The sequence below is a fragment of the Streptomyces sp. NPDC029216 genome, from assembly GCF_040648015.1.
GTDB lineage: Bacteria > Actinomycetota > Actinomycetes > Streptomycetales > Streptomycetaceae > Streptomyces.
Genome location: NZ_JBEZWL010000026.1, coordinates 23,938 through 49,027, shown reverse-complemented (window position 1 = coordinate 49,027; position 25,090 = coordinate 23,938). Strand labels below are relative to the sequence as shown.

The following is a 25,090-nucleotide window of genomic DNA, read 5'->3' as shown; positions in this document are numbered from 1 at the left end:
GTCCTTGCGCAGCGGTCCGTGCGCGGCGAGCGTGCTGTCGGCGGTACGGGCACCGGCCCTCGCCCCCGGTCGGCCGCCCTACCCGGAGCCGGCCCGGGCCGGGTCTTGCGGGTCTTGCATGATGACCGGCATGAACACCGAAACACGCGACCCAGCCGAGTTGGCGGCCCTCCGCGAGATCTTCGCGTCCCGCCCCGAGGCCGCGCCTCCGGCCGGCTGGGAGGCCGTACGGTCCTTCGAGGCGGAGCACGGCATCGTGCTGCCGGAGCCGTACCGCTCGTTCGTGGCGGAGATCTGCGACGGACTGCGTGCCGGTCCGCCCTACTACGGTCTGCTGCCCCTCGCACAGACTCCCCCGGACTGGGGCCCGGACCGCCCCGAGCGCCTGCTCTCCGAGCCCTTCCCGCTCACCGGGGCGTGGTTGTGGGAGGCGGAGGGCGACGAGGAGGAGCTGTCGGCTGAGGAGTTCGAGGCCCGGACGGACCCCGTGTTCGACCACGGCTCGCTGCTGCTGGGCACCGACGGCTGCGGCATGTACTGGCACCTGATCGTGACCGGTCCGCAGCGCGGTCAGGTCTGGCAGATCGCAGGCGAGGGCGCCATGCCCTTCGGCTCCCAGTCGCCCGACGCCCTGATGCCGGGCACCCCCGGCTTCACCGGCTGGGCCACCCACTGGGCCCAGGGCCGCCCCTGGTTCCCGGACGCCTAGGCTACCGGGGCGCCCCCGCGGTGCTGACCGCCGGGGAGGGGGAGGTCCCTGCCGGCGCCGCCTCGCCACCACCGCCGAAGAGCGCGATCAGGACCACGACCAGGAGCAGCAGCCCGCCCCCGCCCGCCGCCACCACGACGACGGGGCCGCCTAACCGGCGCCGGTGCGGGCGGACGTAGGACCCGTTCTTCCGGTAGTGGCCACGGACGTTTGCCATCAGCGATTCCTCGGGGTAGTCGGGGAGGAGCGGAGAGAGCAGGCCCGATGGGGGCGCACAACGTCGGCGGACGCCACCGTGCGGCACCTGGCTGTCGACCGGGTCCACCGCGACCTCGCCAGTGCGTGACCGAGCAAGTCGGTCACCGCAGGAGTGGAGTGCGGCAGCAGCGTGGGGTCTTCACCTCCAGGTAAGGGCCCGCCGCCCGGGCGTCGACCGCGCGCCTTCGTGCACGGGAGCCGCCGCCAGGCGGCGGGGGCTGGGCGGGTTAGGGGCAGGTCTCTTCGACCTTGGCCACGGTGAAGGAGACAGGTTGGCCGTTCAACGCGGTGCCTGCGGCCGGCGTCTGGCTGCACACCTTCCAGTTCGACTCCTGGAGGACCATGCGGCTCTGCACGGCGTCCTTCACGGTGATCGAGGCATTGCTCGGAAGCGAGGCGCGGACGGCCTTCATGCCCTGGCCGACGAAGTTCGGCATGGTGGTCCCGGCGGGCTTCGGGGCTGGGGAGTCGGAGGCCGGGCAGGTGTCTTCGAGCTTCACAGCGCCGAAGTCGACGGTAGTGCCGGTGTCGACGGTGCCGCCGCCGGCAGGCGTCTGCGAGCAGACCTTCCAGTTCCGGTCGAGGGCCTGGAGCCGATCGCGGCCGAGCGCGTCGTGGGACTTGAGGGCGTAGAAGCCGGCGGCCTGGGCTTCGTCCTGCGCTGTCTGGAGGCCCTTGCCGACGAGGTTGGGCAGGGTGGCCGTCTTCGCGCCGGTTGCCGGGGCTGAGGGCGAGGAGGCCTTCGGGGCCGGGGCGCTGGGGGCTGCCGGCTTCCCGTTGCTGCCGGCCTGGGGGTTGCAGGCGGTGAGGGCGAGGGCGGTGGCTGCGGTGAACAGGGTGATGGTGTGATGTCTGTGCATCGCGCCATATTCGCCGGGTCTTGGTGGCTGTGTGGTGGCTGTGACCGGTCTGTGACGCGCGAGAGCCCCGCTCGGGGGCGGGGCTCCAGCCGATCTGTTTCCGGGCACGCCGGAGTTGCCGCACAGCCGGCCGAGGCGCCTGTGTTCCGGATGCGGGTCCCGGCGGGCGCTGCCACGCGGATACCGGCACGAGCCGAGGCGGCCCGGCCAGGGTCCGGGCCACCTTGGACCGTTGGGATCAGGCAGGCTGCGGGGCGGGCGTCGCCGGAGCGGCCGCGCTCGTGCGGGTCTCGCGGATTACCCGCAGGCCGTTGACCACCATCAGCGACGCGGTCAGGCCGTGGTCGCCGAGCGCGGTGGCCACGGAGCCGTGGTGGGCCGGCACGTTGGTCATGTCGCCGGGCGGCCGGCTCGGCAGGCCGTAGCCCGGCGCCGTCGTCTCCGGGCTCAGGATGAACTCCGTCCCGAACCAGAGGTGAAGGCGCCGGCCAGGACGGTGTCGATCTTTTTCAGCGACATTGTTCATCTCCCTTGCGTGACTTCGTGAGCTCGGTGGAGCGTGGCGAGTCGCGGAACCCCACTGGGTCCGCGGCTCAGGTGAGGGCCGCGACCAGCAGGGTGAAGGCGGCGATGATGACGGCGACGCGGACGTAGTGGTAGCGGTCCCAGCGGTTCATCTGCTGCTTCCAGTCGGCGGGCCGGTTGTCGGGGGTCCAGGTCTTGCCCTGGTTGTTGATCGGGACGAGCAGCAGGACCGACATGATCACGCTGAGGAGCAGCAGCGCGCCGGCGGTGACGACGAGACCGGTGCCGTGGTGGTGCCAGGTGACGCCGGCCCAGACCGCGACGAGGACGAGCGAGGTGACGTACCAGACCGGCATCACGGCGCCGAGCATCCGGCCGCCGTGGGCACGGCCGAGTTGGCCGCTGTCCTCGGGGAGGGCGTTGAAGATCGGGTTGATGACGAAGGCGACGGAGAACTCCACCCCCACCATCAGGCCGACGACCACGGTGGTGATGACCTGGAGTGCGTTGAGCATGATGACCCTCCCGTTATCTAGCGTTGCTTGCCGACGAGGCAACGCTAGTACTGCTGCCGCTCGATTGTCTAGCAGTGCTAGAATCAGGTCATGTCGGTTCAGGAACGCAAGCAGCGCGAACGGGCGCACCGTGAACGCCTCATCGTGGCGACGGCCCGTGAACTCGCCGAGCAGCAGGGCTGGGACGCGGTCACCACCCGCCGGCTCGCCGAGCGCATCGAATACAGCCAGCCCGTCCTCTACAGCCACTTCCGCGGCAAACGGGAGATCATCGGCGCCGTCGCTCTCGAAGGCGCCGCCGAGATGGCCGTGGCGGTGCGGGCCGCAGCCGCCGCCGCGGACGGACCGCGCGGGCGGGTCGCCGCCCTCGCACGCGCCTACCTCGACTTCGCCGCCCGCAACCCGGCGGTGTACGACGCCATGTTCCAGCTCGACGGCGGCCTGGCGTTCGCGCACGAGGACACCCCGGAGCCTCTGAAGGACGCCTTCGCCGCGCTCCTGGAGAGCCTGGCCGAGGTCGCCGGGGACGGCGTCCACCCGGGGCTGTTCACCGAGGTGTTCTGGGCGGCCCTGCACGGGCTGGCGACCCTGACCCGGGCGGGCCGGCTGCCGCCGGAGGACACCGAGCCGAGGGTGCAGCTGCTGGTGGACCGGCTCGCCAAGATGTGACACACCGTCCCGGCGGGCACGCAGCCCGGGGCCCTCGGCCCGGCCTGCGTGCCGGCCAAGACACAGCTGGGCAAAGCCCGGCCAGGCCTTGGCGGCCGGCCGCGATACTGGCCGTCATGACAAGCACTCCCGACCAGCAGGCGGCCCCGTTCTCCCGGATCAAGGTCCGCACGGGGGCCCTCGTCTTCTGCGGCGACGATGTCGCCCTCATCCGCCGCGACCGCGCCGGCTCCACGCACTACACCCCGCCCGGCGGCAACGTCGAGGACGGCGAAGGCTTCGACCAGGCTCTGCGTCGGGAGCTCTCCGAGGAGCTCGACCTCGACGTGGACCAGGCCGACGGCGGCGACCTGATGTGGGTGGTCGACCAGCGCGTCACGCGCCCCGGCCCCACCCCGCCGCCGCGCAAGCTCCACCTGATCTACCGCCTCCACATCACCCCCGAACTCCGGGCCACCCTCGCCGAGCAGGAGCTCGACGAACTGCCTGACGGCAGCCACGAAGTCGGGGTCATCGAGTGGGTCGACTACCGCAAGACCGCCGAACTGCCGATCTTCCCGCCCATCGGGCCCGCCCTCGCGGCACTGGCCGACCCCCGTGCCGCCGTCGCCGACGCGGCCCTGGACGCGGTCACCGACGAGACTTATACCTGGGTGTGAACAACGGGATCTTGTTCCGGATCCGCACAGGAGTCCCTTGGCGGGATCTGCCGAACCGGTTCGGGAGCTGGAAAACCGCCTATGAGCGTCACCGTCGGTGGTCGGCGGACGGCACCTGGGATCGGATCGTGCAAGCCGTCCAGGCCGATGCCGACGCCCGGGGCCAGATCGACTGGAGCATGGTGCGCGTGGCTGCGTAGGTGAGAAGGGTTGGAAACGCTTGTCTGGTGTGTCGACGCCAGTCGATGGTCCACGGAGGTTGACATGCCTGTGATCGTTACGTGGGCGTCGTCTGTCAGCGCCGGACGGCCCCCGGCGGGGTGGCGGTGCCGATCAGGCAGTGGTCGAGGAGTGCGTGCATGCGCGGAACGGGGAGGGAGGGGTTGGACGCAGCGCCCTCGGCGGTACGGGGGTCGGCGAGGAGAGTCTCCAGGGCCTCCGGTGACATCCTCGGGTTGGCGGCCGCTGCCCGGCGCACCGACGCGTCGGGGTCCTCCAGCGGGGGGTCGGGCAAGGCGGGATCGGCTGCGGCCAGGGCCCGTACCTCGGGGTCCGGGTGGTCGATGAGGTGAGCCCAGCCGGTACGCGGGAACGCGGGCAGGGTCAGCAGGTGCGGACGGTGGGCCGGGCGGCTCCCGGGGTCAGATCACCGGGGGCCGGCCGAGGCGCGTCATCCGCCATACCGTGCGCCACCGCATCGGCCGGCGTGGTGGACAGGGGACACGGACCCCTTCGAAGAATCCGGCCCACCACGCCTTGAGGCCGTGCAGCGGCGGCCTCTGCGCGAGCGTGTACGCCGCCCACGTGGCGAGGTACACCGGCACCAGGACCGCGGGCAGGTGGCGTTTCGCGAGCCAGACGCGGTTGCGGCCGGTGTTGCGGTAGTAGACCGCGTGGCGGGACGCCTCGGTACGCGGGTGCCGCAACACGAGGTCGGCGCGGTAGTCGATCTCCCATCCGGCATCCAGTGCACGCCAGGCGAAGTCGGTCTCCTCGTGCGCGTAGAAGAACTGCGCCGGAAACGCGCCGACCTGGTCGATCACGCTCATACGGATGGCGTGGGCGCCGCCCAGGAACGTCGTGACCGGCCCCGAAAGCAGGGGATCGGCTCCCCCGAGCCGGGGAACGTGTCTGCGCTGCGAGACGCCTTCCTCGTCGGCGATCCGGAAGCCGACCACCCCCAGACGCGGCTTCTCGGCGAAGGCTTCCCGGACGAGGCGGAGGGTGTCCGTGCGGGGCAGCAGGCCGTCGTCGTCCAGGACCAGGACCACGTCGGCTCCTCCGTGTTCGCGCAACCAGTCCACGCCCGCGTTCCGTCCGCCGGGGATACCGAGGTTCTCCGGCAACTCGACGCCCGCCACCCCCTGGGGCAGCGCGGGCAGTTCCACGCCCTGGCCCAGCACGACGACCATCGCCGGATCGCCCTCCTGGGCTGCCACCGACTCCAGGAGCGCCCGCAGCTCCCCGGGCCGGTCCCCCATCGTCAGCACCACGACGCCGACCGTGGTCGTGGCCGTCATGACCCGGCCCGCAGCAGCTCGGCCGCACGCTGGTCCAGGCTTCCCGCGCCGGGCACCCCGCGCTTGCGGTATCCGGCCGCCGTCGACTGGATCGATGCGATCTCCTTCCGGTTCCGGTCAGAGACCACGCCGTTCATGAAGTCCAGGGAGCGGCACCACAGACCCACGGCTTCCTCGTGGCGGTGCTGTGCGGCCACCGCCTTGCCCAGGTTCACGAGAGTCAGGCCGTGCTTGAGCTGGTACGTGCCCGGTGTGCGACCCACCAGCGCGCGACGGTAGTGCCGTTCGGCAGCGCTGTAGTCCTTCATGGCCGTCAGGGTTCTGCCCATGTGCGAGGCGACGGTGGAGGCCACCGGCCCGGAGGCAGCCGCGTAGGCCGGAACCGCCTCCTGTGTGTCCAGGACCGCGTCCTCGGCGGCCAGAAGAGCGGACGCGGCCTTCCCGTTCTCCCCGCCCGCCCCGTACGCCCTCGCGCAGGTGACCAGCAGCAGGGCCTCGGTCTGCCGGTCCACCTTCCCCGAGGCCCGCCGAAGCGCTTCCTCCGACAGTTCCACGCACGAGCCGGGGTGGTCGAGGTCGAGTGCCTGGTGGGTCATCGCCCGCATCATCCACGCCGCATGCCCGTTCGGATCGGCCTCGCAGGCGAGCTGGTAGCCGAGCCCGTAGTACTGCTGGGCAGCCCCTTCACGGCCGAGATCGTGATGCTTCCACCCGACCAGACACGCCAGTGTGGCCGCCGCCCCGAAAGCGTCCTTGCGTACGGCCTCCGAGGGGAAACGCGCTTCCAGCATGGGCGCCACGGTGTCGGTCAGGTACGCGGTGACCGTGGTCAGCCCGTGTCCTCCGCCCAGCCTCTCGTCCACGCTCCGGAACATCTCGGTGAGCTGCCGGACGGTGGCGACTTCCCCGGCCCCCACATGGCCGCCGCGTCCGGCCGCTCGGAGTGTGGCGGCGACCGCTTCGTGGTCGTAGGCCAGGGGGAAGCCCACCGCGGCGGCTGCGAAAGCGGCGTTGAGGAAGTCACGGCGGTGGAGCATGACGGATCTCCCGAGGTCGGCAATGGCGTCCAGCGGATCGGCGCCCTGGGCCACCCCGGCGCCTGCGCAGCCTAGACCGATCTCGGCAACGGTCACCCTCCGCTTCATCCTTCTGGTGAGAGCTTCGGCGACATAGGAGCCCGTCCGCCCGGACGGTGTACCGCCCGCCACCCAGTAGGAGATCGCCGAGGGCGCCGTGCTCAACTTCTCGCCGGCCTCGGCCGCGACGGTGCGGATCTCGCGGGCCAGCGCGTAGTACGTGACTCCGGCCTCGGCGATGACGGCCGCCAGCAGGCCGTTGGGTGTCCGGCTCTCCGTCAATTGACGCCCCCTACAAGCGATCTTGAACGGATTGAACGGGTTGCTCGCGTGCTCACCGTACCGACTCGACCACCCGGACGGTTCACTGTTCATCGCACCCCGGAGCAACCCACCCGCTCCGGGAAGTGCTCCCCCGCGCAGCGGGCCGCAGGCCGTCTCCGCACGCCGCCTCCGGCCCGCTGCGTCCCCGTCGGATGCGGCCGCCGGACCACCGGACCGAGAGAGCGAGCCAACGTGAACGCGGCACCCAGGCCCACGTCCCACCAGGACCTCCCTTCCTGGCTCCGCGAGGGTTCCAAGGTCTACGATCCCGGCCGCGACACCGAGGGGATCGTGCAGTTCATCGGCGACTTCGAGGACCCGGCCACGCGCCGCCTCATGAAGAGCGCCGTCTTCCTGCGCCCTGTGGGCGGCGGCCGGGAATGGATCGTCGCCGCCGACGTCCCCCGCCCCGCTGACGGCAGCTGACGACAACTGACCGCAACTGACCGCACCGACCCGCCCGTGCCATCCGAAAGGACCACGCTGTGACCACCGCCGTGACCGAGTTCGAAGTCAAGGCCCTGGAGATCGACCCCGCCGACATCGCCGACCGCGTCGCGAAGGCCGGCGGCGTGCACATCACCGACCGCCACATGCGCCGCTACGTCTACGACACCGTCCCGGCCGTGGCGGGCAAGTGGGTGCGCCTGCGCGACACCGGCAGCGACGTCACCCTGTGCGTCAAGGAGATCACCTCCGACCAGGTGGACGGCACCCGCGAGACCGAGGTCGGCGTCTCCGACTTCGACACCGCGCACGCCCTGCTCACCGCGAGCGGACTGACCGCCCGCGCCTACCAGGAGAACCGGCGCTCCTCCTGGGAACTCGACGGCGTACGCCTCGAACTCGACCAGTGGCCGCTCATCCCGCCGTACCTGGAGATCGAGGCCGACACCGAGGCCGCGGTCTGGGCCATGGCCGACCGGCTCGGCCTGGACCGCAGCGGGCTGACCGGCGAGAACACCACCGCCGTCTACGCCCGCTACGGCATCGACCTCACCTCGGTCACCGACCTCAGGTTCACGTCCTGACCGCTGCACCATCCCTGAAGAGTGCGGCCGGACGACGGGGGCCGGCCGCGCGGAAGGAGCCGCGACATGCTCGTGCACAAGGTTCCCGTAGAGATACGCCCCGACGACACCGGCCGCGTCAAGATCGACGACGAGTGCGGCCTGGCCTGCGTCTTCTGCCACAACGAGGGCACGCCCGTCACCGCGGACAACAGCGACGCGGAGCCGGGCCAGTACACCGGCACCCCCGGCAGGACCGGGCGCGTGTCCATCTACCTCGCCACCAACGGCGCCCGGTTCCTCGCCGCCCGCATCGAGCCCGGCCCGGAGTTCGCCCTCGCCCTCGCCGGACTGCGCGGCAGCATCAGAACCCGCGAGATCCACTTCACGGGCGGCGAGCCCACCCTCCACCCCCGCCTCCCGGCCCTCGTCCGCCAGGTCCACGACATGGGGTTCACGGTCGGGCTCACGTCCAACGGGGAGAACGGCGCCTCCGTCCTGGAGGAATGTGCCGCGGCCGGCCTGGACCGCGTGAACCTGTCCGTCTTCGGCACCAACGCCGCCGAGCTGGCCTCCGTGCAGGCTCCCCGGTTCAGTTCCGCCGCCCTCGCCGAGAAGAAGCTCGCCGCGCTCGCCCGGACCATCGAGACCGGCCTGCGCAGCGGCATCAAAGTATCCGCCAACCTGGTCGTCGGCGACGGCACGCAGATCCCCCGCGCCCTGCGCATCATCGAGCAGTACGGCCGCGACGTCACCGTGCGCTTCCTGCTCAACCTGGAGACGGAGGAGCAGTCCCGCGAGGCGATCCTGGAGACCCTGGCCACCCTCGACGCCGTTCCCGTCCGCCACATCATCACCGCCGGGACCTCCGACGAACGCACCCGCTACCGACTCCCCGACGGACGCACCGTCTACGCCAAGAACATCCGCCCCGTCCGGCTCCCCGACACCTGCGCCGGCTGCCGGTTCAACAACCCCCGCGACTGTCAGGAGGGCTTTTACGGGGTCCGCATGTACCGGGCGAAGGGCGGCCCCTACATGATCGGCGTCTGCATCCGCCGCATGGACATCTGCGTCCCCGTCGGGGAGTTCGTGATGAGCCAGCGGGCCCGGGAAGTCCAGGCATTCCGCGACGCCGAGACCACCCGCCTCACCGCCCTGCACGCCCACCCGGCCACCGCCCCGGCGCCCGCGGGCCCGTGAGTGGTGTGCAGCACACGACGCACCATCAGGTTCGAAGGCTCGGGTGCGCCCCCACGTCTTCGAAAGGCAGGCGCCAGCCCATCTTGCCCTCCGGTTCACTGCTCGATGCCCTTCCGGGTACGCGCGCCATTCGGATATCCAAGGGCGGTTGTCGGTGGGTGGTGTCAGGATCGGGCGGTTGATCCGACGAGCTGCAGGGGGAAGGCATGGCGGAGATGTTCGTATGGCCGCGCGGGGCGCAGGCGGCGGATTGCGCGGCCCTGGAGGGGTGGCTGGCCGAGCACGGCTGGGAGGTCGACCCGACGGTGTTCATGGCCGGCGCGCTGGGCCAGGCCGTGCAGGTGCGCAGGATCGGCGGGGCGTGGCAGGAGGACGAACCCGGCCTGCTGATCCTGCCGGGCGAGACCGTGGAGCACGACGGCACCCGCGTCCGGCTTACCGCCAAGCCGGCAGGCTGCCTGACAGGGTGAGCCCCCACGGCCCCCTCCGGCTGCGGGGGACACCGGTTCAGGCCCCGTCCACCATCCGGTGGACGGGGCCTTCGCCGTTGGCGGCCGTGATCACACTGGCCGCCATGACGATCCTCGGCCCTGCGTGGACGGATCGTGGAGGACGAGCACGTCCGAGGGTCCTGATGGTCGTAGCCGGCGTGGACCCGTATGCCGCCTGGCCGATGTTGCGGGTCGTCATGCTGTCGACGCGCTTCCCGTCGAGGAAGAAGTAGAAACTGGGTAGGGTTCCCCACCCCAGGAGGCTTCCAGCTCGGGCGGATCGTCGACATTCGCAAGGTAGAACGCTACGTCCGGATATGCGGCCGCGCTGCCGCCCGAAACGGTTCGTTCGCCGAGCGAACGGCATAAACGACGCCTGAGGCATCCTGGGCACGGCCCGGCAAGGTGGCCGCGCTGTGTCAGTGCCTGGTGGCAAGCTTTCGACGTGCTGATTCAGGGATACGACGACGGCCCGCTGGTCTCCGGGGAACCGCTGGTGGGGCGCCCGGGCTTCTGGGCGAACTACCTCATGGCGATGTGTGCTGACGGAACATGTGTCGAGCGTCCGGCTCCGGAATGGTTCGGTGACGACGGTGCGGACTGCGACTCCTTGTCCGAGACGCTCCTCGACCCGGAGCGCTGGCCCGTCTTCCGCGTGCCCGCCGCCGATGGCCCGGGAGTCGCAGTGATCTACCGCAACCTGGTCGGCGACTACGACATCGACTACCTGCTCACCCACCCTGACGGGAGCTACGCCCAGCGGATCGCCAACTGGGAGGGTCATCTGTCAGGGACCGGGCTGACATGGCAGGAGCTGATCCGTACCGCCGACGCTCCGTCCTGCGATGCAAAGGGAGTCCAGGACAGGGCTGCACGCCTCCTCCTGGTCCTTCCCCTCTGCAACGACCTCGACATACCGCCGGCGGCACTGAGCAGGGTCACTGACGCGCTGCTGGCGGCCGGAGCGCCGGAAGAGACCGCCACCGCCACGGCGCGACACCTGCTTGGCCACGTGATGAGCAGGCCGTCACACGATCCCGGGTGGGATTCGCCGCTGAGCCACGGGGGCCGCTGAACCGGGGCTGCGGCTCCGGCCGCCCTGTCCCACCTGTCTCCCGACCAGCTGACGCTGATCGGGAGCCTTTCGTACGGCTCAGCCGCCGGTGACCGGCCACTCCGCCGGTTCGGCGTGGTAGCCCCGGAACAGCTCGACCGCCGCCGGCTTCTGCCCTGCCGGGATCAGGAACGCGGTGCAGACCTTCTCCGACTGACCTGGGCCGAGAGTCTTGGTGCTCTGCGTCGGCGGGCAGTTGGCCCACTTGGCCGAGCCCATCATGACGATCAGGGCACGCATCCGCAGGCCGGAGTCCGTCCTGATCATCAGGTCGTTGTCCATGTCTCCGAGCTCCATGGGCGTGCCGCTCTTGTGGGTGAGCGTCGACCAGACGAAGACGGGGATCTGCGGGCCGTCCTTGTCGTCCTTCTGCAGGCCGGAGTTCTGCATGTCCGCATCGGTGCCGGTGTGCACTTCCAGGGGTGTCACCGTGAACCTCGCGTCCTGCGAGTTCAGCTTCTGGCTTTCCTGCAAGGGGCCCGCCTCGCCCAGGCGGAACGTTTTCTTCGCGGCGGCGCCGCCCGCCTTCGCCGCGGGTGAGGTGCTCGCCTTCCCCTGCGGCAGGCCGTTGCACCCGGTCAGGACGGATGCCACCGTCACGACCCCTACCGCCGCCAAAGCAGCGCGCGTCCACGTACGCATTCTCATTCCGCTCTCCCCCAGGGCCGTGCGGCACTCCTGCCACAACCAGCACCTCAACGTCACAAGCGATCATTCTCTCAGACGCGGACAGCCCCATTCCGCATACCTACGTGGTCGACTGAAGCCGCTCCAACGCCTCGCGGAAGACCGGTACGAGCCCGGAGGCGAGGCGGTAGCCGCCGGTCTTGGACCAGCCCTCGGGGCCGGGGCTCGTCGGCCGCAGCGGCGGGGTGATGTCGGTGGGCCACAGTCCCTGCTCGGCTCCGCGCTTGATGGCCTTGGTGATGGTTTGCGAGGGGCCGTAGAACGCCCGCTCTCCGTACTGCGCCCGAAAGGCGGGGCCGTCGAGCCAGCCGTCGCCGTCCACTGCGGCCGAAAGGAGCTGCCGTGCCCGGGAGTTGATCTCGCGGGCAGACGGTGGGCCCGGTCCACGGTCCATCCGTCGTCGGCGACGGCCTGCGCACCGTGCTGCGCCCAGACTAGGGGCATCCCTGCGGTCGACGGTCAGGCAGCACCATGCCGAACCGCGATGCTCGGCTTCGAACAGTAGTGCGCCGCCGAGGGCCGGGCCGCACGGCCCTGCACCACGGCCACGTTCACGGAGTACGGCCGGCACCTGATGCGCAAGCAGCTCAAGGTGTCGACGGACGTCGATGCCGGGACGAGGAGATCCAGGAGGCCGGCCGCTGGAATAAGGGCTCCCCCAACCAACCTCCGACTCAGATCACTAGCACGGCACGTCGCCACCGCACCGCCACAAGGTCCCCCGGTCGGCATAGACGTTGGCGCGGGGGGAGAACACATGACCGGTCCACTCCTGTCCGTCGCCTGCGGCAATGTACGCCTCCGCCTGATACGCCAACGGGGCGTCCTGGCGCGCGGTCTCGCAGTGGGCCGGTTCCGTGGTGAATGTCGTGCCGGGTTCTACGGTGACGCGGGTGGTGCCAGGACCCGGCTTGCAGTCGTGCGTCGCTCCTGCCCAGAAGCCACCCACCTTGACCGTCACTTCCGCGGCCGAAGCCGTGGGGTTGTCGACCTTGAGGGCGAAGGCCACCTTGTCGCGCTGGACCCTCGTACAGGCGCGCAGCTGAACACCGGAGGGACCGCTTCGGGGTGGAGAACAGCGGCTGTCTCCCCCCAACGCGTCACGGGACTGGGCGGCATTCGTACCCGCGACGGATGCCGCTGAGCTGGAGGAAGGCTCGGCCCGACCGCCCTCCTCGTCCGACCGGGACCATCCATGAGCGGCGACCACCAGGGCGATCACCACGCCGACGGCACCCATGACGACAGCAGGCCGCTTCCATGAGCCGGAGGCGGCAGGGGCAGGATGAGCTGCGGCCGCCGGCTGGGCAGTCGGGTCGGCCGCGGCCCGCTCGCCGCCTTCGCCAGGGAAGGCCCGGGCAGTGGTGGACCCGGCTGCTGCCGGGACCTGCGGAGGGATCTCATCACCGGGGACTGGGGCCAGGGCGCCCGCTGGGTCGGCGGGACCCACCGGCCCGGGCCGCTCCGGGGCCTTGAGGGCGTTGACCACCGCGCTTCGCCATTGGTGGCCTTTGATCTTGTGCAGCTGCGTCCGGTTGAACTCGATCCGCCTGGCGATCTCCATCAGCCGCCGACGCTGGGGCGCCGCATCGTCCCGGAAGGCCGCCACGATCCGGGCTGTGTCCTGAACCGTCGGAACACGGCTTGATCGCTTGTTCTCACCCAGCAGCTGGTTGCGGCCGAGCAGCCAATGCCCCAGAAGAGGGTTGTCGATCTTCGGGTCCGCGTCCCTCAGTCGAGCGAGCAGCCCCGAACGGGAAGGCCCGGGCCCGGCCATCACCTCCTGCAGACAGTCGCGCCAGTCGTCCAGCGCCTGGACAAGCGCGTACGCCAACTCCTCGAAGGCTTCTCCCTGCTCCCCCACCGCTGCTCCTCCTGCCAACGATTGCACTGCGCTGGTGAAACACCAGGTCAAAGCATGTGCACCTTGCACTGCAAAGGCCCGCCGGACGAAGGGTCTGGGGCGGGCTTCCGGCATTCAGGAAAGTGGATCGCGGCGGACGGAACGAGCTGATCCGCCTTCAAATCACCCATCCGGGAACGGAGTCCTGCCATGAACCGACCGACGACCCGAAAGCATCGCACAGTCCTGTCCCTCCTCGCGGTCGTACTGTCGGCGACCGCCGCACCGTTGGTCGCCCCGGGCACGGCCGAGGCCGCCACGGGCGGCCGGGCGTGCCTCTTCCTGGACAAGGAGGGCGCCCCGATCGCCGGCCGGACGTACGGACACGTCGCCTGGGCGATCCGCGACCCGAAGAACACCAGCCACTGGATCTGGGGCGCCACCGAGGGAGGCAAGCTCCACATCGACGCCGGCCAGGACAACGGCAGCTGGATCAAGGGCGGCACCTGGGACGACCTCCGCAGGAGCATCAAGAAGGACGGCCACCACAAGCCGGGCTACTACGACGCCTACCGGTGCATCAACACGGCCGGCGGTGACCTCAAGGCCGCGCAGCGCACCTTCGAGAACATGAAGAACAACGGCTACGACATCGGCTTCAACAACTGCCTCACGAAGTCGATCGCGATCTTCCGCAAGTACAGCCCCGCCCTCAGCAGCAAGCACCTGCCCGACGGCCAGACCACCCCGCCCAGGAACTACTTCGCGACCACCCTGGACAACGCGAGCGGCTGGGAGAAGGCCCGTACGTACTGAGGGCCGCATGCAGGGCGAAGCCCTGCCGACCGATGGACGGCATCCAACCGACAAGGCAGTAACGAGAAGGAGACCCACCATGTGGAACAAGTGCCAGCGCTGCAACGGCAAGGGACAGTGCACGACCTGCGACGGATCCGGCTACCGCGGTGTGTGGAAGTGCGACAGCTGCCGCGGCAGCGGCGACTGCAAGGCCTGCGACGGCCGCGGCTGACCGCGTGAACGCGGCAGTGTGACCTGACCCCGCTCATCGGTGAGGGCTCCTGCCACACGGCAGGAGCCCTCACCACCCCCAGCCATGGCGAGCGCGGCCCACATCAGGCTGCCCCGCCGCCGATTGCCCGCCGGCCGGGCAGGGCCTCAAGGGAATTCCTTTGAAGGAGCCGTCGCCCAGCGCCACGGGGTGGCCCGTCCTCAAGGCGGGGCAGCACGACGAGAACGTCCGCAGCGCCCAGTTGCTGCTCGCCACCAGCGGCCACAGGTCGCCGACGACGGAACCTTCGGGCCGACCACCGCCGCCGCGGCATCGGCGTTCCAGCGCGCGAACGGCCTCAAGGTGAACGGCTCCATCGACGGCCCCACCTGGAGCAAACTGGTGCGGACGGTGGGCCTCGGGTGGCAGGCGACGGCACCGTGGGCCCGCTCACCTGGGAGAAGCTCGTCAGCGGGACGGCACTGGCCAAGCACGGAACCCCCGCCCCCGCGCCGGCAACACCGTCCCAGGTCCCCGGGAAGCTCACCCACGCGCAGGCCATGGCCCTGCGGCGGCCCGCCGGCATCACCACATCGTCGAGTGGCGGCTGCGACGACCGCGACGACAGCCGCTGTACCAGCCTGGACGACATCCGCGGCGACTCCGTCCGCGGGGTCATCGCCCTGCGCAAGGCCAGCGGCTGTCCCGTCGTCATCACGGGCGGCTCCGAATACGGCATCCACGACGAGGACATTCCGAAGGCGTATTGCCGTCGGTCGGACGACAGCCCACGGTCCGGGCTCCTCAGAGCCCGGGACCGGTCTGCGAAGAGCCTGATCGCGGTATCCCTGCCGACCATGCGGGGCCCTCGGTGGCCGCCGGCGCGACGGAGTGCGAGATGCCGCCGGACATGAGTGGCTGGCCGCGTCGGCACCAAGCAGTGGTTCGCTCCCGCTCGGCACGCCGGCAAGGTGCAGTCCTTCGGCTGTGATGCGGGGGGCGCGGCGGCGTGAGCGCCCCTCAGCTCGTCCCCATCTCCTGGAGATTGCTGTGAGCGGCAGCGCGGAACCCCATACCTGCCCGCGCACCGTCGGCAAGACTGGCCACACTGTCTAGTAGGAGGCCCGCAGTGTCCGCATCCAAGGGAATCTCCGTCACGCACCAGTTGGAGCCGCACGGGTGGTCCAACGAGGAGACGGCCGCGTACGAGGCGGCGGTCGAGGCGGTGAACGGAGCCGTCGGCGCCTACAGCGCGCTGATCGCCGCCGAGGAAGCCAGGCCGGACCCGGACCCGGTCGTCATCGAACGGGCGCGTGCCGCCCAGACCCGGCTCGCCCGCGAGCGCGAGGGGCTGCGTTCGAGTGACCGCGAACAGATGCCGCCGCGCGTCGGCACTACGCGCGGATCGCCCAGGAGGCCCGGGAGGGCATCGCGTGAGCGACCCACTCCAGGTAGAGCGCTACCGGTTGCCGGATGCCGAGAACCGGCGGATCTTCCGCGAGCGCATCGTCCCCGACCTTCTGGAGGGCCGCCGTCCGCAGGAGACGCCCACGGTGGTGTTCCTCGTCGGCCAGCCCGGGGCGGGCAAGAGCCGCGTCACGGAGATGGTGGCCGGGGTGCTCAACCGGCACGGTGGCTTCGTCGACGTCGACAGCGACCTCTACAAGCCCTACCACCCCGCCTACGACACCCTGATGGCCCAGGACGACACCCTCATGGCCGCCTACACGCGCGCCGACGGCCGCACGTGGATGGCCCGCGCCGAGGAGTACGTCCGTGCCCACCGCCTCCACGCGATCATCCAGGAGACCTCCCAGGACGCCCAGGCCGTCGAGGAGAAGATGCTGGCCTACCGCCGGTCCGGAGCCCGCATCGAGGGCCTGTTCATGGCCGTGCCCCAGGCGATGAGCAACCAGGGCATAGTCAACCGCTACTTCGAGCAGCTGGCCGACCGCGGCCAGGGACGGCTCACCGTCCAGGCCAACGCCGACGAGTCCTACAGCGGCATTCTCGAACTCGCCGACCGTGTTGACGCCCGGGCCCTGGTCGACCTGGCCGGCGTCTACCGCCGCGGCGAGACGAAGCCCCGCTACTCCAACACGCTGGACACCTCAGGGTCCTGGACCAATCCCCCGGCGCTGAGCCAGGCCCTGCGGTACGAACGCGCCCGCCCGTGGACGGAAGCCGAGAGCGCCGGCTTCACCACCACCCAGCTACGCCTGCGGGAAACCGGCAGTGGGATCGGCCCGGAATGCCCGAGCGTCTCGCCAGGATCGAGCGGGAGACAACGACCGCGCGCTCGCGCAGCACCACCATGACCCGGAAAACCGGAGATCCCACCCAGGCAGCAGCCCCCGGGACGACCGGACCAGACCGTGCAACCTCGCAGCACCGGCCCGGCGGCGGCCCGGACACCGGCCGAGGCAGAGGCAGGTAGTCGCCTTCGGCCACACGACCCGACGACGCACCTACAGGCCCGTCCTTCCCACAGTCACCGTCAAGCACTCCTTCGCGGTCCGGGCACAGGAAATCCTCGGCGCACGCCGGACTTCCCGAGACGATCACATGACGAGGGGTGCGGCGGCCCGCCGACTGCGCCGCGCCTGTCAGCTCCAGGACTTTCGCAACGTGAAGGGGTTCCGTCCTGAGGGCCAGTGCCTCTGGTCCACGCCGATCACGCTCGGAGCGGTGTCGTTCCCCGGTGTGGTGGAGATGGGACACCAGGCCGGACGGGAGATCCGGCCGCGCAGACCTTGGGCGCCGGAGGAGATCGGTGTAGACCACTGGGAGCCACTGCTCGTATCGGCCGACCGCATCGCAGCCGGCTTCACCGACACCCGCGGCGGCATCGGGAGGACGTTCTTCCTCGACCTGCAGGACGGCGCGACCATATCGGCCACCTCTCCCGCTCCCACAGGTCGGAAGGCCATAGCCGGCCCCGGCCAGTTCCTGATCGGATCCCAGGGCTACGGTGCGTTCACGACCGGCCGCTTCGGCCGGGACGGCGCCGAAACCGCGCGGTGGGCCGGCCACGGGGCGATGCTCGTCGACGAGGACGGCAGCGTCGGCGGCCCCGAGCTCGAAAACCACCTGCCTTCGAGATCACGCTTCCGGTGGCTCGCACCGGACGGCACCCTCGTCGCCGGGCCGGCGCTGACGGGCTACTACACGTCCTACCCTGCGAAGGACCGCGAGGGGACCACGGTGTTCTGGCGAGACGGCAAGCTGCTCGCCGTTGACGCGGACCTCGCCGGACACGAACTGTTCGCCATGGACGACAGCCGAGCGGTCATCAGCCGCGCGCTCCTGCTGAACGACGGCAACGTCGCCGTCTCCCTGGACAACGAGGTCCTGGTCGTCCGTACGCCGCTGGGCCCCCTGGCCGGGGGCCCTGGCCGTGCGGGGAAGGCAACCTCAGGGGCAATCCTCTGCTGAGCTGAGACCGCCTGCGCGCCCCTGCGCCGACGCCGTACGCGCCCCGTTCCCGCGCCGTCCTGCCCGACGGCGACGGCGTGCTGCGTGCTGCGTGCCCGGTGGTGACCCTGCAGCCGCCACCGGGCCGCGCGACGCTCAGTTGCCCGTCGTGGCCAGCTTCGCCGCGAAACCGAGGAACACCGCTCCCGCTCCGGTCGTGAGCCCCGCCGACAGCTTCCGGCGGCGGAACTGCGAGGCGAGGTACGTACCGCTGAAGATCAACACGGTGACGTAGGTGATGCTGATGACCTGGTAGACGACGGCCAGCAGCGCGAAGGACAGCGCCGGGTACGCGTACCCGGGATCGACGAACTGGACGAAGAACGACAGGAAGAACAAGATCGCCTTCGGATTCAGAACGGTGATCACCAGCGACCGCCGGAACAGCCGGCCGCCCGCCGCCGGGTCGGCGTCGGCCACGGTCGGGCTCGCGCTCGCGCTCGCTGCCGCGCCATCCTCCGCGGTCTTCTCGTCACGACGTCGCCACATCGCCCACGCCGCCCGGATCATGCCCACCGCGATCCAGGTCAGGTAGCCGGCGCCCGCGTACTTCACCACGGCGAACACCAGCTCGTTGGCCTGGAGCAGCGAAGCCAGCCCGGCGGCCGTGGCCACCATCAGCAGGGTCTCGCCCAGGAACATCCCGGCCGCGGCGCGGTACCCGGCCCTGACCCCCAGCCGCGCGGCCACCGACAGCGTGAACAGGGAACTCGGCCCCGGCAGCAGAATGATCAGCAGCGCTCCCAAGGCATAGGTCAGCAGGTTCTGCACTCCCAGCATTCCGGCACCTTTCCGAGCTATCCGACGTTGTTCCCCGTGCGCACGTCGTGCGCACTCACCAGCTCGTCGACCTCACTGATCCGCTCGAGGGCGTACTTCTCGCTGATGTGCGTGCAGTTGTCCGCCCAGAAGGCACCCAGCTCGTCGATGTCGAGCAAGTCCTGGTCACCGAACCTGGCGAACATCTCCTCCCGGTCGTCCCGTGTCACGGTGATTCCCAGGGCGGTCAGGTAGCGGTCGATCTCCTCGCTGCTCTTGAAGAAGTTCGGCCGTTCGTAGTCGACCAGCAGATCCCACGCCGGGCTGTTCGGCAACGGAATAAAGCGGGAGAACTCCACCGAGGAGAGTTCGACCTCGCCGAGCATCTGCCGGATCCCTGCGATGGTTCGGTCCAGCGTCTCCGGCCGCTCTCCCGGAGCACCGGCGATGTAGGAGGCGTGGACCGAGATGCCGGCCTTGTTCAGCATGCGGATGGCTTCGAGGTTGGTCTCGCAGTCCAGCACCCCCTCCGGCACGAAGCCTTCCGGGGTCATCCCCGCGGGTGCGGGGAGCAGTCGGCCTCAACCGGCGCCAGCAACTCCAAGTCGGGGTCATCCCCGCGGGTGCGGGGAGCAGGTTTTCCCGGCGCTGCCACTGCTCCAGGAGTAGGGGTCATCCCCGCGGGTGCGGGGAGCAGTGCTCCAGGAGTAGTTCGACGGCGCCACCGTAGGGGTCATCCCCGCGGGTGCGGGGAGCAGTGCCACGGCTGCGGTGACGAGGGCGACGACCAGGGGTCATCCCCGCGGGTGCGGGGAGCAGGCAGGTCGCCCATGATCGCCCGCATCGGGGCCGGGGTCATCCCCGCGGGTGCGGGGAGCAGGCTGTTCTGCTTGATCCACTGCTTGTCCGTAAGGGGTCATCCCCGCGGGTGCGGGGAGCAGGCAGTGCTGGACGTGTACCTGGCCGAGGAGCTGGGGTCATCCCTGCGGGTGCGGGGAGCAGTCCTTCGATGAGGTGGTGCCCGGCGCTGCCGCGGGGTCATCCCCGCGGGTGCGGGGAGCAGACCAGGCCCCCGCGTGAGCGGGGGCCTGTCGCGGGGCCATCCCCGCGGGTGCGGGGAGCAGCGCGAGCTGGACCCGGCCTCGGACTACTGGAAGGGGTCATCCCCGCGGGTGCGGGGAGCAGGCTTCCTGACCAGGGACTTTACTCGGGTGAAGGGAGGGTTTTCAGCACTTTCGTTGATTCCGGCAATAGCGGCATAGGTTGCATGGGGGTAGACGTCCCTCCATCTTCCGGGCACGACGAATCGGCGGGCGCAGGGATAAGACGTCGTGCTTGGGGCCCAGGGATGCGTAATTTCCCCCTCGCATCGGGCACCCGCTGGACGATCACGCGCTACGAGCTGTGTAGTCGAGGGAGGGAAGGGAATGATGGAGGCTGCTGGAGCCGAGGAATCCGAGTGCTCCGTGCCTGAAGGTGAACTCTCCCCGGCAGAGGCGGCCGCGGACTGGGCTGACTGGCCGCCGGCGAACGGCTCTGAGCCGGCTGCCGACGTCGAGGCCCGCCCGCTCCCCGGCGCTATACCGAAGTGGTCCCCCTCGCGGCTGATCCGCATACCGGCTCCACCTGTCCGGCCTGGACGGGCAGGGGTACGTACATCGGTGAGCTACGCCGTGGTGATGCCTTCGTCGCCACCGTGCGGCAGACCGCTGACGGAGTCCACTGGTTTGCGCGCCTGGCAGTCCACGGACTGCCAGGCGATACCACGAGGCTGACGGGCACTCCGCTGGCGGCGCCGGACCTGGGAGCAGTCGTGTACTCCGCGATGACCGGGGTCTGGTACGGCCTACCGTTCGCGGCGCCCGCCGTCGACGGGTTGCTGTTGCCCGCGGACGTACTGCGTGTCGAGTGCCGTGACTTCGCGCTGCGGCATCGCGAGGTGATCGCAGCCGCGGCCGCACAGCTCGGTCCGCTCTACGCACGGATGCCGCACTTCCAAGAGCTGCACGCTCACCTTGCCGAGATGGTGGGGCCGTCAGAGGTGCGCATTCCTTCCGGCAGATGGCTCTCCGGCTCGGCACGATCGAGCAGGAAGCCCGTACCTGGGGCGACTCCCTTCCCGAAGGTCCGAGCCGCGACGAGCGCCGGTTCATGGCCGACCCGCTCGCCCGCCTGCTGTACGACTCCCGGCGGCTCCAAGAGTCCCCCCAGAGCACCGCGGGCGCCGCGCGATACAGGCCGACGGTGGCGCGCGCTACGGGGAAACATCTGACGCGCCGGGACTGGAGAGCCTCCAGGGGCTCGGGGATGATCCCCGGACATGGCAACCCGTCCGGCGAACGCACGCGTGACCGGCGGGCTGACCGCCGCGTCATCCAAGGAACTTCCCCTGCGGAAGGCGTGGACCGCTCCGGGGCCAACAAGCGAGCGCGCCGCCTCAAGCGGCGCCGACGGACAGGATGAGCCGCTGGACGTCATGGCCGCCTTCGAGGGGTCCGGGAGGCCTGGGCGGAGTGACAGTGATGTCAGTGGCGTGTGGTGGGATGGCCGGACTCTGCCGTTGATCTTCTGGGAGCCCTTCGTGACGCCCTCGTACCCGTCCCTGACTCATGCCTTGACCGAGGCTTTGGTCGATGTGCTGTGGTTCATCGAGGGTTGCGAAGACGAGCAGATGGATCCGGACGACGCGGTCAAGGTCCTGGAGGGCGTTCCCCACGTGGTCAGCACGCTGCCGGATGATCAGCGGCAGGGGCTGATCGAGCTGGTCGGGGAGATGGCCGCCGCCGAGAACAATCCGGCTCGCCGCGCGTTCCTGGAAGGGTTCCCGGAGGGCTTCGGGCTCATCGACGATGCGTCCTGAACAGCCTTTCAGGAGTAGAGCAGGGCAGGCTTGCGGAGGAGCTCGAAGCTGGCGCGGCCGAACATCTGGCGCTTGAGCATCTTGATCCTGTTGACATGGCCTTCGGTGAGGCCGACCGACGACCAGTGTCGACCGCAGCCGCTCCGTCCTGCGACGACCGAGCCGACGCTGAGCCCCGGTACCTGCTCGGCGAACGTCTTGCGCGGGCAGGACCCCTCCCCGCAGACGAACCGGCAACGTCACGTCAGTGGGTGACGCGGCCGCCGGCGACGTCGATGGTGAGCCCGGTCAGCCAGGACGCCGAATCCGAAGCGAGGAACAGGGCGGTCTCGGCGACGTCCTCGGGGGTACCCATCCGGCCCAGCGGATGGAGGGCGGCGACCTTGGCCTGCACATCTGCCGGCATGTTGGTCATCACCTTGTCCGTGAGGATGGCCGAGGGCGCGATGGAGTTGATCCGGATTCCGCGCGGTCCGATCTCGGTGGCCAGTTGGCGCGTGAGCGTGACCAGCCCCGCGTTCGCGACGGCGTAGGCGAGGTTCGCCTGGCTGGGCTGGCGTCCGGCGGCCGAGGACATCGTGATGACGGAGCCGCTGCCCCGTTCGAGCATCCCGGGCAGGAACGTGCGGATGGTGAGGAACACCGAGGTCAGGTCGGAGTCGATGACTTGACGCCAGCGCTCTTCGGTCAGGTCCACGGACGGGACGGGGTAGCCCTGTCCTCCGGCGAAGGCGGCCAGGACGTCGACGGGGCCGAGCTGGGATTCGGTGCGCCGGCGTGCGTCGTCGAGTGCCGCGGCGTCGGTGACGTCCGCGACGGCGCTGATGCAGGTACCGCCGACGCCGGTGATCTCGGTGACGACCAGGTCCAGGGTGTCCTTGTGGCGACCGACCACGCAGATCTTGGCTCCTTGGGCGGCGAAGGCTCGTGCGGTCTGCGCGCCGATGCCGCGAGATCCGCCGGTGATGAAGACGACCTTGCCGTTGAGGTCGGTGTAGATGCCGGACATCTCAGAGTTGCTCCTTGTGTCGGGAGTGGGGAGTGGTGTCGTCAGGAGGCGGCGGGCCGGGTCCGGTCCGTGGTGGTCCGGGCACGGGTGCGGGGCAGCAGGGCGGCGACGAAGATCAGCCACAGGGTGCCGCCGAAGCGGACGACCGGCAGCAGGTAGCCGAAGCCGGAGGCCAGAAGGGTCAGGATGGCGACCATCCCGACGGCGGCCAGGATCAGTCCCGTCACGGTGACGGCGCGCGGCAGCAGTCCGGCCATCAGGCCCGTGACGGAGATTCCGGCGGCGAACAGTGCGTACATGACCACGTAGCCGGGGCCGCCCGACAGGAACGACAGGTCGGCGAGCGCGCGGGCGAGGGCCGGCGAGGCGTCCGCCGGCAGGCGGCCGCCGGTCCAGGTGAACATCGCGGACAGGATCAGGGCACTGGCTGCCAGCACACCGCCGACGAGGGTGATAGCCGACCCTGGCGCGGTGATGCCGAGCGCGCGCAGCCGCCGGTAGAAGACCGCGGCGCACAGTGCCAGCGGCACGGCGGAGCTGAACAGCAGCAGGGCGCCGATCTTGATCGCGGTGCCGTGGGTCTGGGCGTAGTCCAGGACCGCGGCGCCAGACGCGTCGGGGTGCGGGGTGGAGCTGTTCACGATGACGTAGGCCAAGGTCAGCGCGGCGAAGACGAGGACGGGGGCGAGCAGCGGCGGTCCGGACTGCGGTCGGCGGGTGCGAGCCTCTGAACGCTGGGGGGCGGGGGCGACGGTCATGGTTCCTCCTGAGTGACTCGTACACAAACAATAATGATTACAGTTTGGAACGATTGTCAATCGTCTACCATGTCCGCATGAGCATGAGCCGTGAGAACGAGAGCCCTGCGCGCCGTGGCGGCGCCGCCTTCCTGCTGGCCCAGCTGGGTGCGCACGGGGCCCAGCTCTTCGCGCAGCGGATCGCCGAACTCGACCTGACGCCCGCGCAGGCCGGGCTATTGCGCCTGCTGGCCAGCACCCCCGGCCGAAGCCAGCGCGAACTCGCGGACGACCTCGGGATGCCGGCCAGTCGCTTCGTTCCGTTCGCCGACGAGCTGGAGGAGCGCGGGCTCATCGAGCGCCGCAGGAACACCACCGACCGGCGCCTGTACGCCCTCCACCTGACCGACAAGGGGCTCGAACTGTTCGCCCAGCTGCGCAAGGCCGGAGCGGCACATGAGCAGGAGCTCTGCCAGGGACTGTCCCCCGACGAGCACCAGCAGCTGATCGGTCTGCTCGGCCGCATCGCCGAGCAGCAGCAGCTGACTCCGGGCGTGCATCCGGGCTATCGGTCGCTTCGGCGCTGACGGCCTGTTCGCCCCGAATTCTGAGCCAGGAGCCAGGACTCGCGGGGCCGTGTCGGCGGGCGGGGCGTCGAACATGTTCGCCAGTTCCTCGGCCGCCCCGGGTCGCACCTCCTCGATGGGCTGTTGCTCGAAGCGAGTCGGGATGCCGTCAGTCCCGGTGAACACCGGACTCCACTGACTCCACTGACTCCACTGACTTCACTGGTTCGCGCTGGTGGTGCACCGCCTGCGGCTGCTGCGCGTGGCGGAGACCGTGGCGATAGTCCAGGCCGTCACCCACAGGCCGCCGACGAGCAATGCCGCGAGCGCGGGAAGCATGTGGGGAGGGGTTTCACCCAAGCTCGGTGCCAGGCCCGCCGCGCGGGCTCCGAAACCGAGGACGCCCGCTCCCACCATCGCGATGCCCGCCCAGGAGACGACGAGCGCCGGCCAGCGGACGAACGGGTTCCGGGGCAGGCGGAGCAGGAGCAGCGCAACGACGGCCATCAGCAGGCCGAGGGCCGCGTTGGCCAGCTGGGCGGTCTCGACGTCGGCGACGGCGGCATAGGCCCCGGTCGGCGCGGGGAAGCCCGGCATGCCCAGCTCGCCCTTCCTCGCCAGGTCCACCTTGCTGACGGTGTAGGCGAGGGCGCCGAGACACGCAGTCAGGGCTGCGGCCAGGTGCTTCTTGCGGGATCGGGTCATGGGCTCATCCTGCAGTGAGCAACGGCCGGTCCACCTCCCCCGCTCGTACCGACTCCCTCCCCCGGGCGGGGGAGGGGCTCGTCGACACTCCTGAGCCTCTCGGGTCATCGTCCGCGGACTGGTGGCTCTCACCCGGCGCGACGACCTCGACCGGCTCCACCAGTGCGAAGACGCCAAGTGCGGCTGGGTCTGCCTCGACACGTCACCGAGGCGAAACCGCCGCTGGTGTGACACGAAGGACTGCGGCGACCGCAACCGCGCCCGCGCCCGCGCCTACTGCGCCCGGCAGAAGCCAAAGTCCCCGCAGTCCTGATCCGTGCCCTTGCCGCTCACCACGCCCCGCGCGGCGGTCGGCAGGCCGGCGGGAAACCAGCGCGGGTTTCCCCCATCCCGGACTGCCTGGCCAGGAGCATTGCCCACGTTGGAACAACCTGCCGTACCAGCAACAACAGGCTGGCGCCCTTGTCTCGCGGTCCTGGTGCCGGATCTCGGGCCGCCGCGTTCGTCC

The 25,090-nt window shown here is 70.3% G+C and carries 31 protein-coding genes, 3 pseudogenes and 1 CRISPR repeat array; of the genes and pseudogenes, 18 read left to right on the top strand and 16 right to left on the bottom strand.

Features of this window, described 5'->3' with window-relative positions; translation table 11 throughout:
• Positions 1 to 118 precede the first annotated feature (118 nt).
• On the top strand, positions 119 to 709 hold the full coding sequence (locus AB0F18_RS13200; protein ID WP_362058709.1) for an SMI1/KNR4 family protein: 591 nt from the start codon (positions 119 to 121) through the stop codon (positions 707 to 709).
• Between the two features lies 1 nt (position 710).
• Here the strand turns inward: AB0F18_RS13200 and AB0F18_RS13195 are convergent, their stop codons facing one another.
• The 4 genes and pseudogenes from AB0F18_RS13195 to AB0F18_RS13180 form a co-directional block, all read right to left on the bottom strand.
• On the bottom strand, positions 711 to 845 hold the full coding sequence (locus AB0F18_RS13195; protein ID WP_362058706.1) for a hypothetical protein: 135 nt from the start codon (positions 843 to 845) through the stop codon (positions 711 to 713).
• A gap of 349 nt (positions 846 to 1,194) precedes the next feature.
• A complete protein-coding gene (locus AB0F18_RS13190) occupies positions 1,195 to 1,827 on the bottom strand; it encodes a PASTA domain-containing protein (RefSeq protein ID WP_362058703.1) in 633 nt (210 codons plus the stop codon).
• A gap of 238 nt (positions 1,828 to 2,065) precedes the next feature.
• Positions 2,066 to 2,346, bottom strand: a pseudogene (locus tag AB0F18_RS13185) (hypothetical protein).
• 74 nt (positions 2,347 to 2,420) lie between these two features.
• Entirely contained in the window at positions 2,421 to 2,867 is a 447-nt protein-coding gene (locus tag AB0F18_RS13180; protein WP_362058700.1) for a DUF1772 domain-containing protein, read from the bottom strand.
• A gap of 90 nt (positions 2,868 to 2,957) precedes the next feature.
• Here AB0F18_RS13180 and AB0F18_RS13175 point away from each other — a divergent pair, with 90 nt between their 5' ends.
• From AB0F18_RS13175 to AB0F18_RS13165, 3 genes and pseudogenes are all read left to right on the top strand, one after another.
• The gene (locus AB0F18_RS13175; protein ID WP_362058697.1) at positions 2,958 to 3,536 is read left to right on the top strand and encodes a TetR/AcrR family transcriptional regulator; all 579 of its coding nucleotides are present in this window, start codon (positions 2,958 to 2,960) and stop codon (positions 3,534 to 3,536) included.
• A 116-nt stretch (positions 3,537 to 3,652) separates the two neighbouring features.
• Positions 3,653 to 4,195, top strand: coding sequence for an NUDIX domain-containing protein (locus tag AB0F18_RS13170; RefSeq protein WP_362058694.1), 543 nt, complete (start codon positions 3,653 to 3,655; stop codon positions 4,193 to 4,195).
• A gap of 2 nt (positions 4,196 to 4,197) precedes the next feature.
• Positions 4,198 to 4,380, top strand: a pseudogene (locus tag AB0F18_RS13165) (transposase); the annotation flags it as partial.
• Between the two features lie 110 nt (positions 4,381 to 4,490).
• On the opposite strand, the gene AB0F18_RS13160 reads toward AB0F18_RS13165, so the two are convergent.
• From AB0F18_RS13160 to AB0F18_RS13150, 3 genes are all read right to left on the bottom strand, one after another.
• A complete protein-coding gene (locus tag AB0F18_RS13160) occupies positions 4,491 to 4,709 on the bottom strand; it encodes a hypothetical protein (RefSeq protein ID WP_362058691.1) in 219 nt (72 codons plus the stop codon).
• Positions 4,710 to 4,836: 127 nt separating this feature from the next.
• Positions 4,837 to 5,715 carry a glycosyltransferase gene (locus AB0F18_RS13155; protein WP_362058689.1) on the bottom strand — a complete coding sequence of 293 codons (879 nt, stop codon included), beginning with the start codon at positions 5,713 to 5,715 and terminating at the stop codon, positions 4,837 to 4,839.
• On the bottom strand, positions 5,712 to 7,073 hold the full coding sequence (locus AB0F18_RS13150; protein WP_362058783.1) for a tetratricopeptide repeat protein: 1,362 nt from the start codon (positions 7,071 to 7,073) through the stop codon (positions 5,712 to 5,714). Before AB0F18_RS13150 ends, AB0F18_RS13155 begins: the two co-directional genes overlap by 4 nt.
• Positions 7,074 to 7,307: 234 nt before the next feature.
• Here AB0F18_RS13150 and AB0F18_RS13145 point away from each other — a divergent pair, with 234 nt between their 5' ends.
• The 5 genes from AB0F18_RS13145 to AB0F18_RS13125 all read left to right on the top strand — a co-directional run bounded on the left by AB0F18_RS13145 (position 7,308) and on the right by AB0F18_RS13125 (position 10,894).
• Positions 7,308 to 7,541: a hypothetical protein gene (locus AB0F18_RS13145; protein ID WP_362058686.1), complete on the top strand. Its 234-nt coding sequence runs from the start codon at positions 7,308 to 7,310 to the stop codon at positions 7,539 to 7,541.
• 59 nt (positions 7,542 to 7,600) lie between these two features.
• A complete protein-coding gene (locus AB0F18_RS13140; RefSeq protein WP_362058683.1) occupies positions 7,601 to 8,146 on the top strand; it encodes a CYTH domain-containing protein in 546 nt (181 codons plus the stop codon).
• 66 nt (positions 8,147 to 8,212) lie between these two features.
• Positions 8,213 to 9,328, top strand: coding sequence for a radical SAM protein (locus AB0F18_RS13135; RefSeq protein ID WP_362058680.1), 1,116 nt, complete (start codon positions 8,213 to 8,215; stop codon positions 9,326 to 9,328).
• A 206-nt stretch (positions 9,329 to 9,534) separates the two neighbouring features.
• Positions 9,535 to 9,798: a hypothetical protein gene (locus AB0F18_RS13130; protein WP_362058677.1), complete on the top strand. Its 264-nt coding sequence runs from the start codon at positions 9,535 to 9,537 to the stop codon at positions 9,796 to 9,798.
• A gap of 466 nt (positions 9,799 to 10,264) precedes the next feature.
• The gene (locus tag AB0F18_RS13125) at positions 10,265 to 10,894 is read left to right on the top strand and encodes a hypothetical protein (protein ID WP_362058674.1); all 630 of its coding nucleotides are present in this window, start codon (positions 10,265 to 10,267) and stop codon (positions 10,892 to 10,894) included.
• Between the two features lie 78 nt (positions 10,895 to 10,972).
• On the opposite strand, the gene AB0F18_RS13120 is transcribed toward AB0F18_RS13125, so the two are convergent.
• The 3 genes from AB0F18_RS13120 to AB0F18_RS13110 form a co-directional block, all read right to left on the bottom strand.
• A complete protein-coding gene (locus tag AB0F18_RS13120) occupies positions 10,973 to 11,533 on the bottom strand; it encodes a hypothetical protein (RefSeq protein WP_362058671.1) in 561 nt (186 codons plus the stop codon).
• Positions 11,534 to 11,681: 148 nt separating this feature from the next.
• Complete coding sequence (locus tag AB0F18_RS13115) at positions 11,682 to 11,942, bottom strand: hypothetical protein (RefSeq protein WP_362058668.1); 261 nt, start codon at positions 11,940 to 11,942, stop codon at positions 11,682 to 11,684.
• 360 nt (positions 11,943 to 12,302) lie between these two features.
• Positions 12,303 to 13,484 (bottom strand): hypothetical protein, encoded by a 1,182-nt coding sequence (locus AB0F18_RS13110; protein ID WP_362058665.1) that lies wholly within the window; start codon positions 13,482 to 13,484, stop codon positions 12,303 to 12,305.
• A gap of 189 nt (positions 13,485 to 13,673) precedes the next feature.
• On the opposite strand from AB0F18_RS13110, the gene AB0F18_RS13105 reads away from it, so the two are divergent.
• The 6 genes and pseudogenes from AB0F18_RS13105 to AB0F18_RS13080 all read left to right on the top strand — a co-directional run bounded on the left by AB0F18_RS13105 (position 13,674) and on the right by AB0F18_RS13080 (position 17,907).
• Complete coding sequence (locus tag AB0F18_RS13105; RefSeq protein ID WP_362058663.1) at positions 13,674 to 14,279, top strand: Tat pathway signal protein; 606 nt, start codon at positions 13,674 to 13,676, stop codon at positions 14,277 to 14,279.
• 79 nt (positions 14,280 to 14,358) lie between these two features.
• Positions 14,359 to 14,493 (top strand): hypothetical protein, encoded by a 135-nt coding sequence (locus tag AB0F18_RS13100; protein WP_362058660.1) that lies wholly within the window; start codon positions 14,359 to 14,361, stop codon positions 14,491 to 14,493.
• An 84-nt stretch (positions 14,494 to 14,577) separates the two neighbouring features.
• A pseudogene (locus AB0F18_RS13095) lies at positions 14,578 to 14,862 on the top strand (peptidoglycan-binding protein); the annotation flags it as partial.
• A gap of 32 nt (positions 14,863 to 14,894) precedes the next feature.
• Entirely contained in the window at positions 14,895 to 15,386 is a 492-nt protein-coding gene (locus tag AB0F18_RS13090; protein ID WP_362058789.1) for a hypothetical protein, read from the top strand.
• A 519-nt stretch (positions 15,387 to 15,905) separates the two neighbouring features.
• Positions 15,906 to 16,790 carry a zeta toxin family protein gene (locus tag AB0F18_RS13085; RefSeq protein ID WP_362058657.1) on the top strand — a complete coding sequence of 295 codons (885 nt, stop codon included), beginning with the start codon at positions 15,906 to 15,908 and terminating at the stop codon, positions 16,788 to 16,790.
• A gap of 370 nt (positions 16,791 to 17,160) precedes the next feature.
• Positions 17,161 to 17,907 carry a hypothetical protein gene (locus tag AB0F18_RS13080; RefSeq protein ID WP_362058654.1) on the top strand — a complete coding sequence of 249 codons (747 nt, stop codon included), beginning with the start codon at positions 17,161 to 17,163 and terminating at the stop codon, positions 17,905 to 17,907.
• A gap of 135 nt (positions 17,908 to 18,042) precedes the next feature.
• On the opposite strand, the gene leuE is transcribed toward AB0F18_RS13080, so the two are convergent.
• From leuE to AB0F18_RS13065, 3 genes are all read right to left on the bottom strand, one after another.
• Entirely contained in the window at positions 18,043 to 18,726 is a 684-nt protein-coding gene (leuE, locus tag AB0F18_RS13075; RefSeq protein ID WP_362058651.1) for a leucine efflux protein LeuE, read from the bottom strand.
• Positions 18,727 to 18,743: 17 nt separating this feature from the next.
• A complete protein-coding gene (locus tag AB0F18_RS13070; protein ID WP_362058648.1) occupies positions 18,744 to 19,241 on the bottom strand; it encodes a hypothetical protein in 498 nt (165 codons plus the stop codon).
• A gap of 10 nt (positions 19,242 to 19,251) precedes the next feature.
• Positions 19,252 to 19,890: direct repeats of the CRISPR family, unit length 29 nt; unit sequence GGGGTCATCCCCGCGGGTGCGGGGAGCAG.
• Positions 19,891 to 20,551: 661 nt separating this feature from the next.
• Positions 20,552 to 20,719 carry a hypothetical protein gene (locus AB0F18_RS13065; RefSeq protein WP_362058645.1) on the bottom strand — a complete coding sequence of 56 codons (168 nt, stop codon included), beginning with the start codon at positions 20,717 to 20,719 and terminating at the stop codon, positions 20,552 to 20,554.
• 306 nt (positions 20,720 to 21,025) lie between these two features.
• Here AB0F18_RS13065 and AB0F18_RS13060 point away from each other — a divergent pair, with 306 nt between their 5' ends.
• On the top strand, positions 21,026 to 21,565 hold the full coding sequence (locus AB0F18_RS13060; RefSeq protein ID WP_362058642.1) for a hypothetical protein: 540 nt from the start codon (positions 21,026 to 21,028) through the stop codon (positions 21,563 to 21,565).
• A 244-nt stretch (positions 21,566 to 21,809) separates the two neighbouring features.
• On the opposite strand, the gene AB0F18_RS13055 is transcribed toward AB0F18_RS13060, so the two are convergent.
• A complete protein-coding gene (locus AB0F18_RS13055; RefSeq protein WP_362058639.1) occupies positions 21,810 to 22,574 on the bottom strand; it encodes an SDR family NAD(P)-dependent oxidoreductase in 765 nt (254 codons plus the stop codon).
• Between the two features lie 41 nt (positions 22,575 to 22,615).
• Entirely contained in the window at positions 22,616 to 23,332 is a 717-nt protein-coding gene (locus AB0F18_RS13050; protein ID WP_362058636.1) for a DUF4386 domain-containing protein, read from the bottom strand.
• A 77-nt stretch (positions 23,333 to 23,409) separates the two neighbouring features.
• Between AB0F18_RS13050 and AB0F18_RS13045 the strand changes: the two genes are divergently transcribed.
• Complete coding sequence (locus tag AB0F18_RS13045) at positions 23,410 to 23,898, top strand: MarR family transcriptional regulator (protein WP_362058633.1); 489 nt, start codon at positions 23,410 to 23,412, stop codon at positions 23,896 to 23,898.
• Positions 23,899 to 24,096: 198 nt separating this feature from the next.
• On the opposite strand, the gene AB0F18_RS13040 is transcribed toward AB0F18_RS13045, so the two are convergent.
• On the bottom strand, positions 24,097 to 24,582 hold the full coding sequence (locus tag AB0F18_RS13040; protein ID WP_362058630.1) for a hypothetical protein: 486 nt from the start codon (positions 24,580 to 24,582) through the stop codon (positions 24,097 to 24,099).
• 121 nt (positions 24,583 to 24,703) lie between these two features.
• Here AB0F18_RS13040 and AB0F18_RS13035 point away from each other — a divergent pair, with 121 nt between their 5' ends.
• Positions 24,704 to 24,895, top strand: coding sequence for a CGNR zinc finger domain-containing protein (locus AB0F18_RS13035; protein WP_362058627.1), 192 nt, complete (start codon positions 24,704 to 24,706; stop codon positions 24,893 to 24,895).
• Positions 24,896 to 25,090: the final 195 nt, after the last annotated feature.

Coding starts and splice junctions, on each gene's coding strand:
- AB0F18_RS13130 (WP_362058677.1), top strand. CDS start 9,535: ATGGCGGAGATGTTCGTATGGCCGCGCGGGGCGCAGGCGGCGGATTGC.
- AB0F18_RS13050 (WP_362058636.1), bottom strand. CDS start 23,332: ATGACCGTCGCCCCCGCCCCCCAGCGTTCAGAGGCTCGCACCCGCCGA.
- AB0F18_RS13135 (WP_362058680.1), top strand. CDS start 8,213: ATGCTCGTGCACAAGGTTCCCGTAGAGATACGCCCCGACGACACCGGC.
- AB0F18_RS13060 (WP_362058642.1), top strand. CDS start 21,026: ATGGCAACCCGTCCGGCGAACGCACGCGTGACCGGCGGGCTGACCGCC.
- AB0F18_RS13190 (WP_362058703.1), bottom strand. CDS start 1,827: ATGCACAGACATCACACCATCACCCTGTTCACCGCAGCCACCGCCCTC.
- AB0F18_RS13180 (WP_362058700.1), bottom strand. CDS start 2,867: ATGCTCAACGCACTCCAGGTCATCACCACCGTGGTCGTCGGCCTGATG.
- AB0F18_RS13105 (WP_362058663.1), top strand. CDS start 13,674: ATGAACCGACCGACGACCCGAAAGCATCGCACAGTCCTGTCCCTCCTC.
- AB0F18_RS13155 (WP_362058689.1), bottom strand. CDS start 5,715: ATGACGGCCACGACCACGGTCGGCGTCGTGGTGCTGACGATGGGGGAC.
- AB0F18_RS13175 (WP_362058697.1), top strand. CDS start 2,958: ATGTCGGTTCAGGAACGCAAGCAGCGCGAACGGGCGCACCGTGAACGC.
- AB0F18_RS13200 (WP_362058709.1), top strand. CDS start 119: ATGATGACCGGCATGAACACCGAAACACGCGACCCAGCCGAGTTGGCG.
- AB0F18_RS13100 (WP_362058660.1), top strand. CDS start 14,359: ATGTGGAACAAGTGCCAGCGCTGCAACGGCAAGGGACAGTGCACGACC.
- AB0F18_RS13040 (WP_362058630.1), bottom strand. CDS start 24,582: ATGACCCGATCCCGCAAGAAGCACCTGGCCGCAGCCCTGACTGCGTGT.
- AB0F18_RS13170 (WP_362058694.1), top strand. CDS start 3,653: ATGACAAGCACTCCCGACCAGCAGGCGGCCCCGTTCTCCCGGATCAAG.
- leuE (WP_362058651.1), bottom strand. CDS start 18,726: ATGCTGGGAGTGCAGAACCTGCTGACCTATGCCTTGGGAGCGCTGCTG.
- AB0F18_RS13055 (WP_362058639.1), bottom strand. CDS start 22,574: ATGTCCGGCATCTACACCGACCTCAACGGCAAGGTCGTCTTCATCACC.
- AB0F18_RS13045 (WP_362058633.1), top strand. CDS start 23,410: ATGAGCATGAGCCGTGAGAACGAGAGCCCTGCGCGCCGTGGCGGCGCC.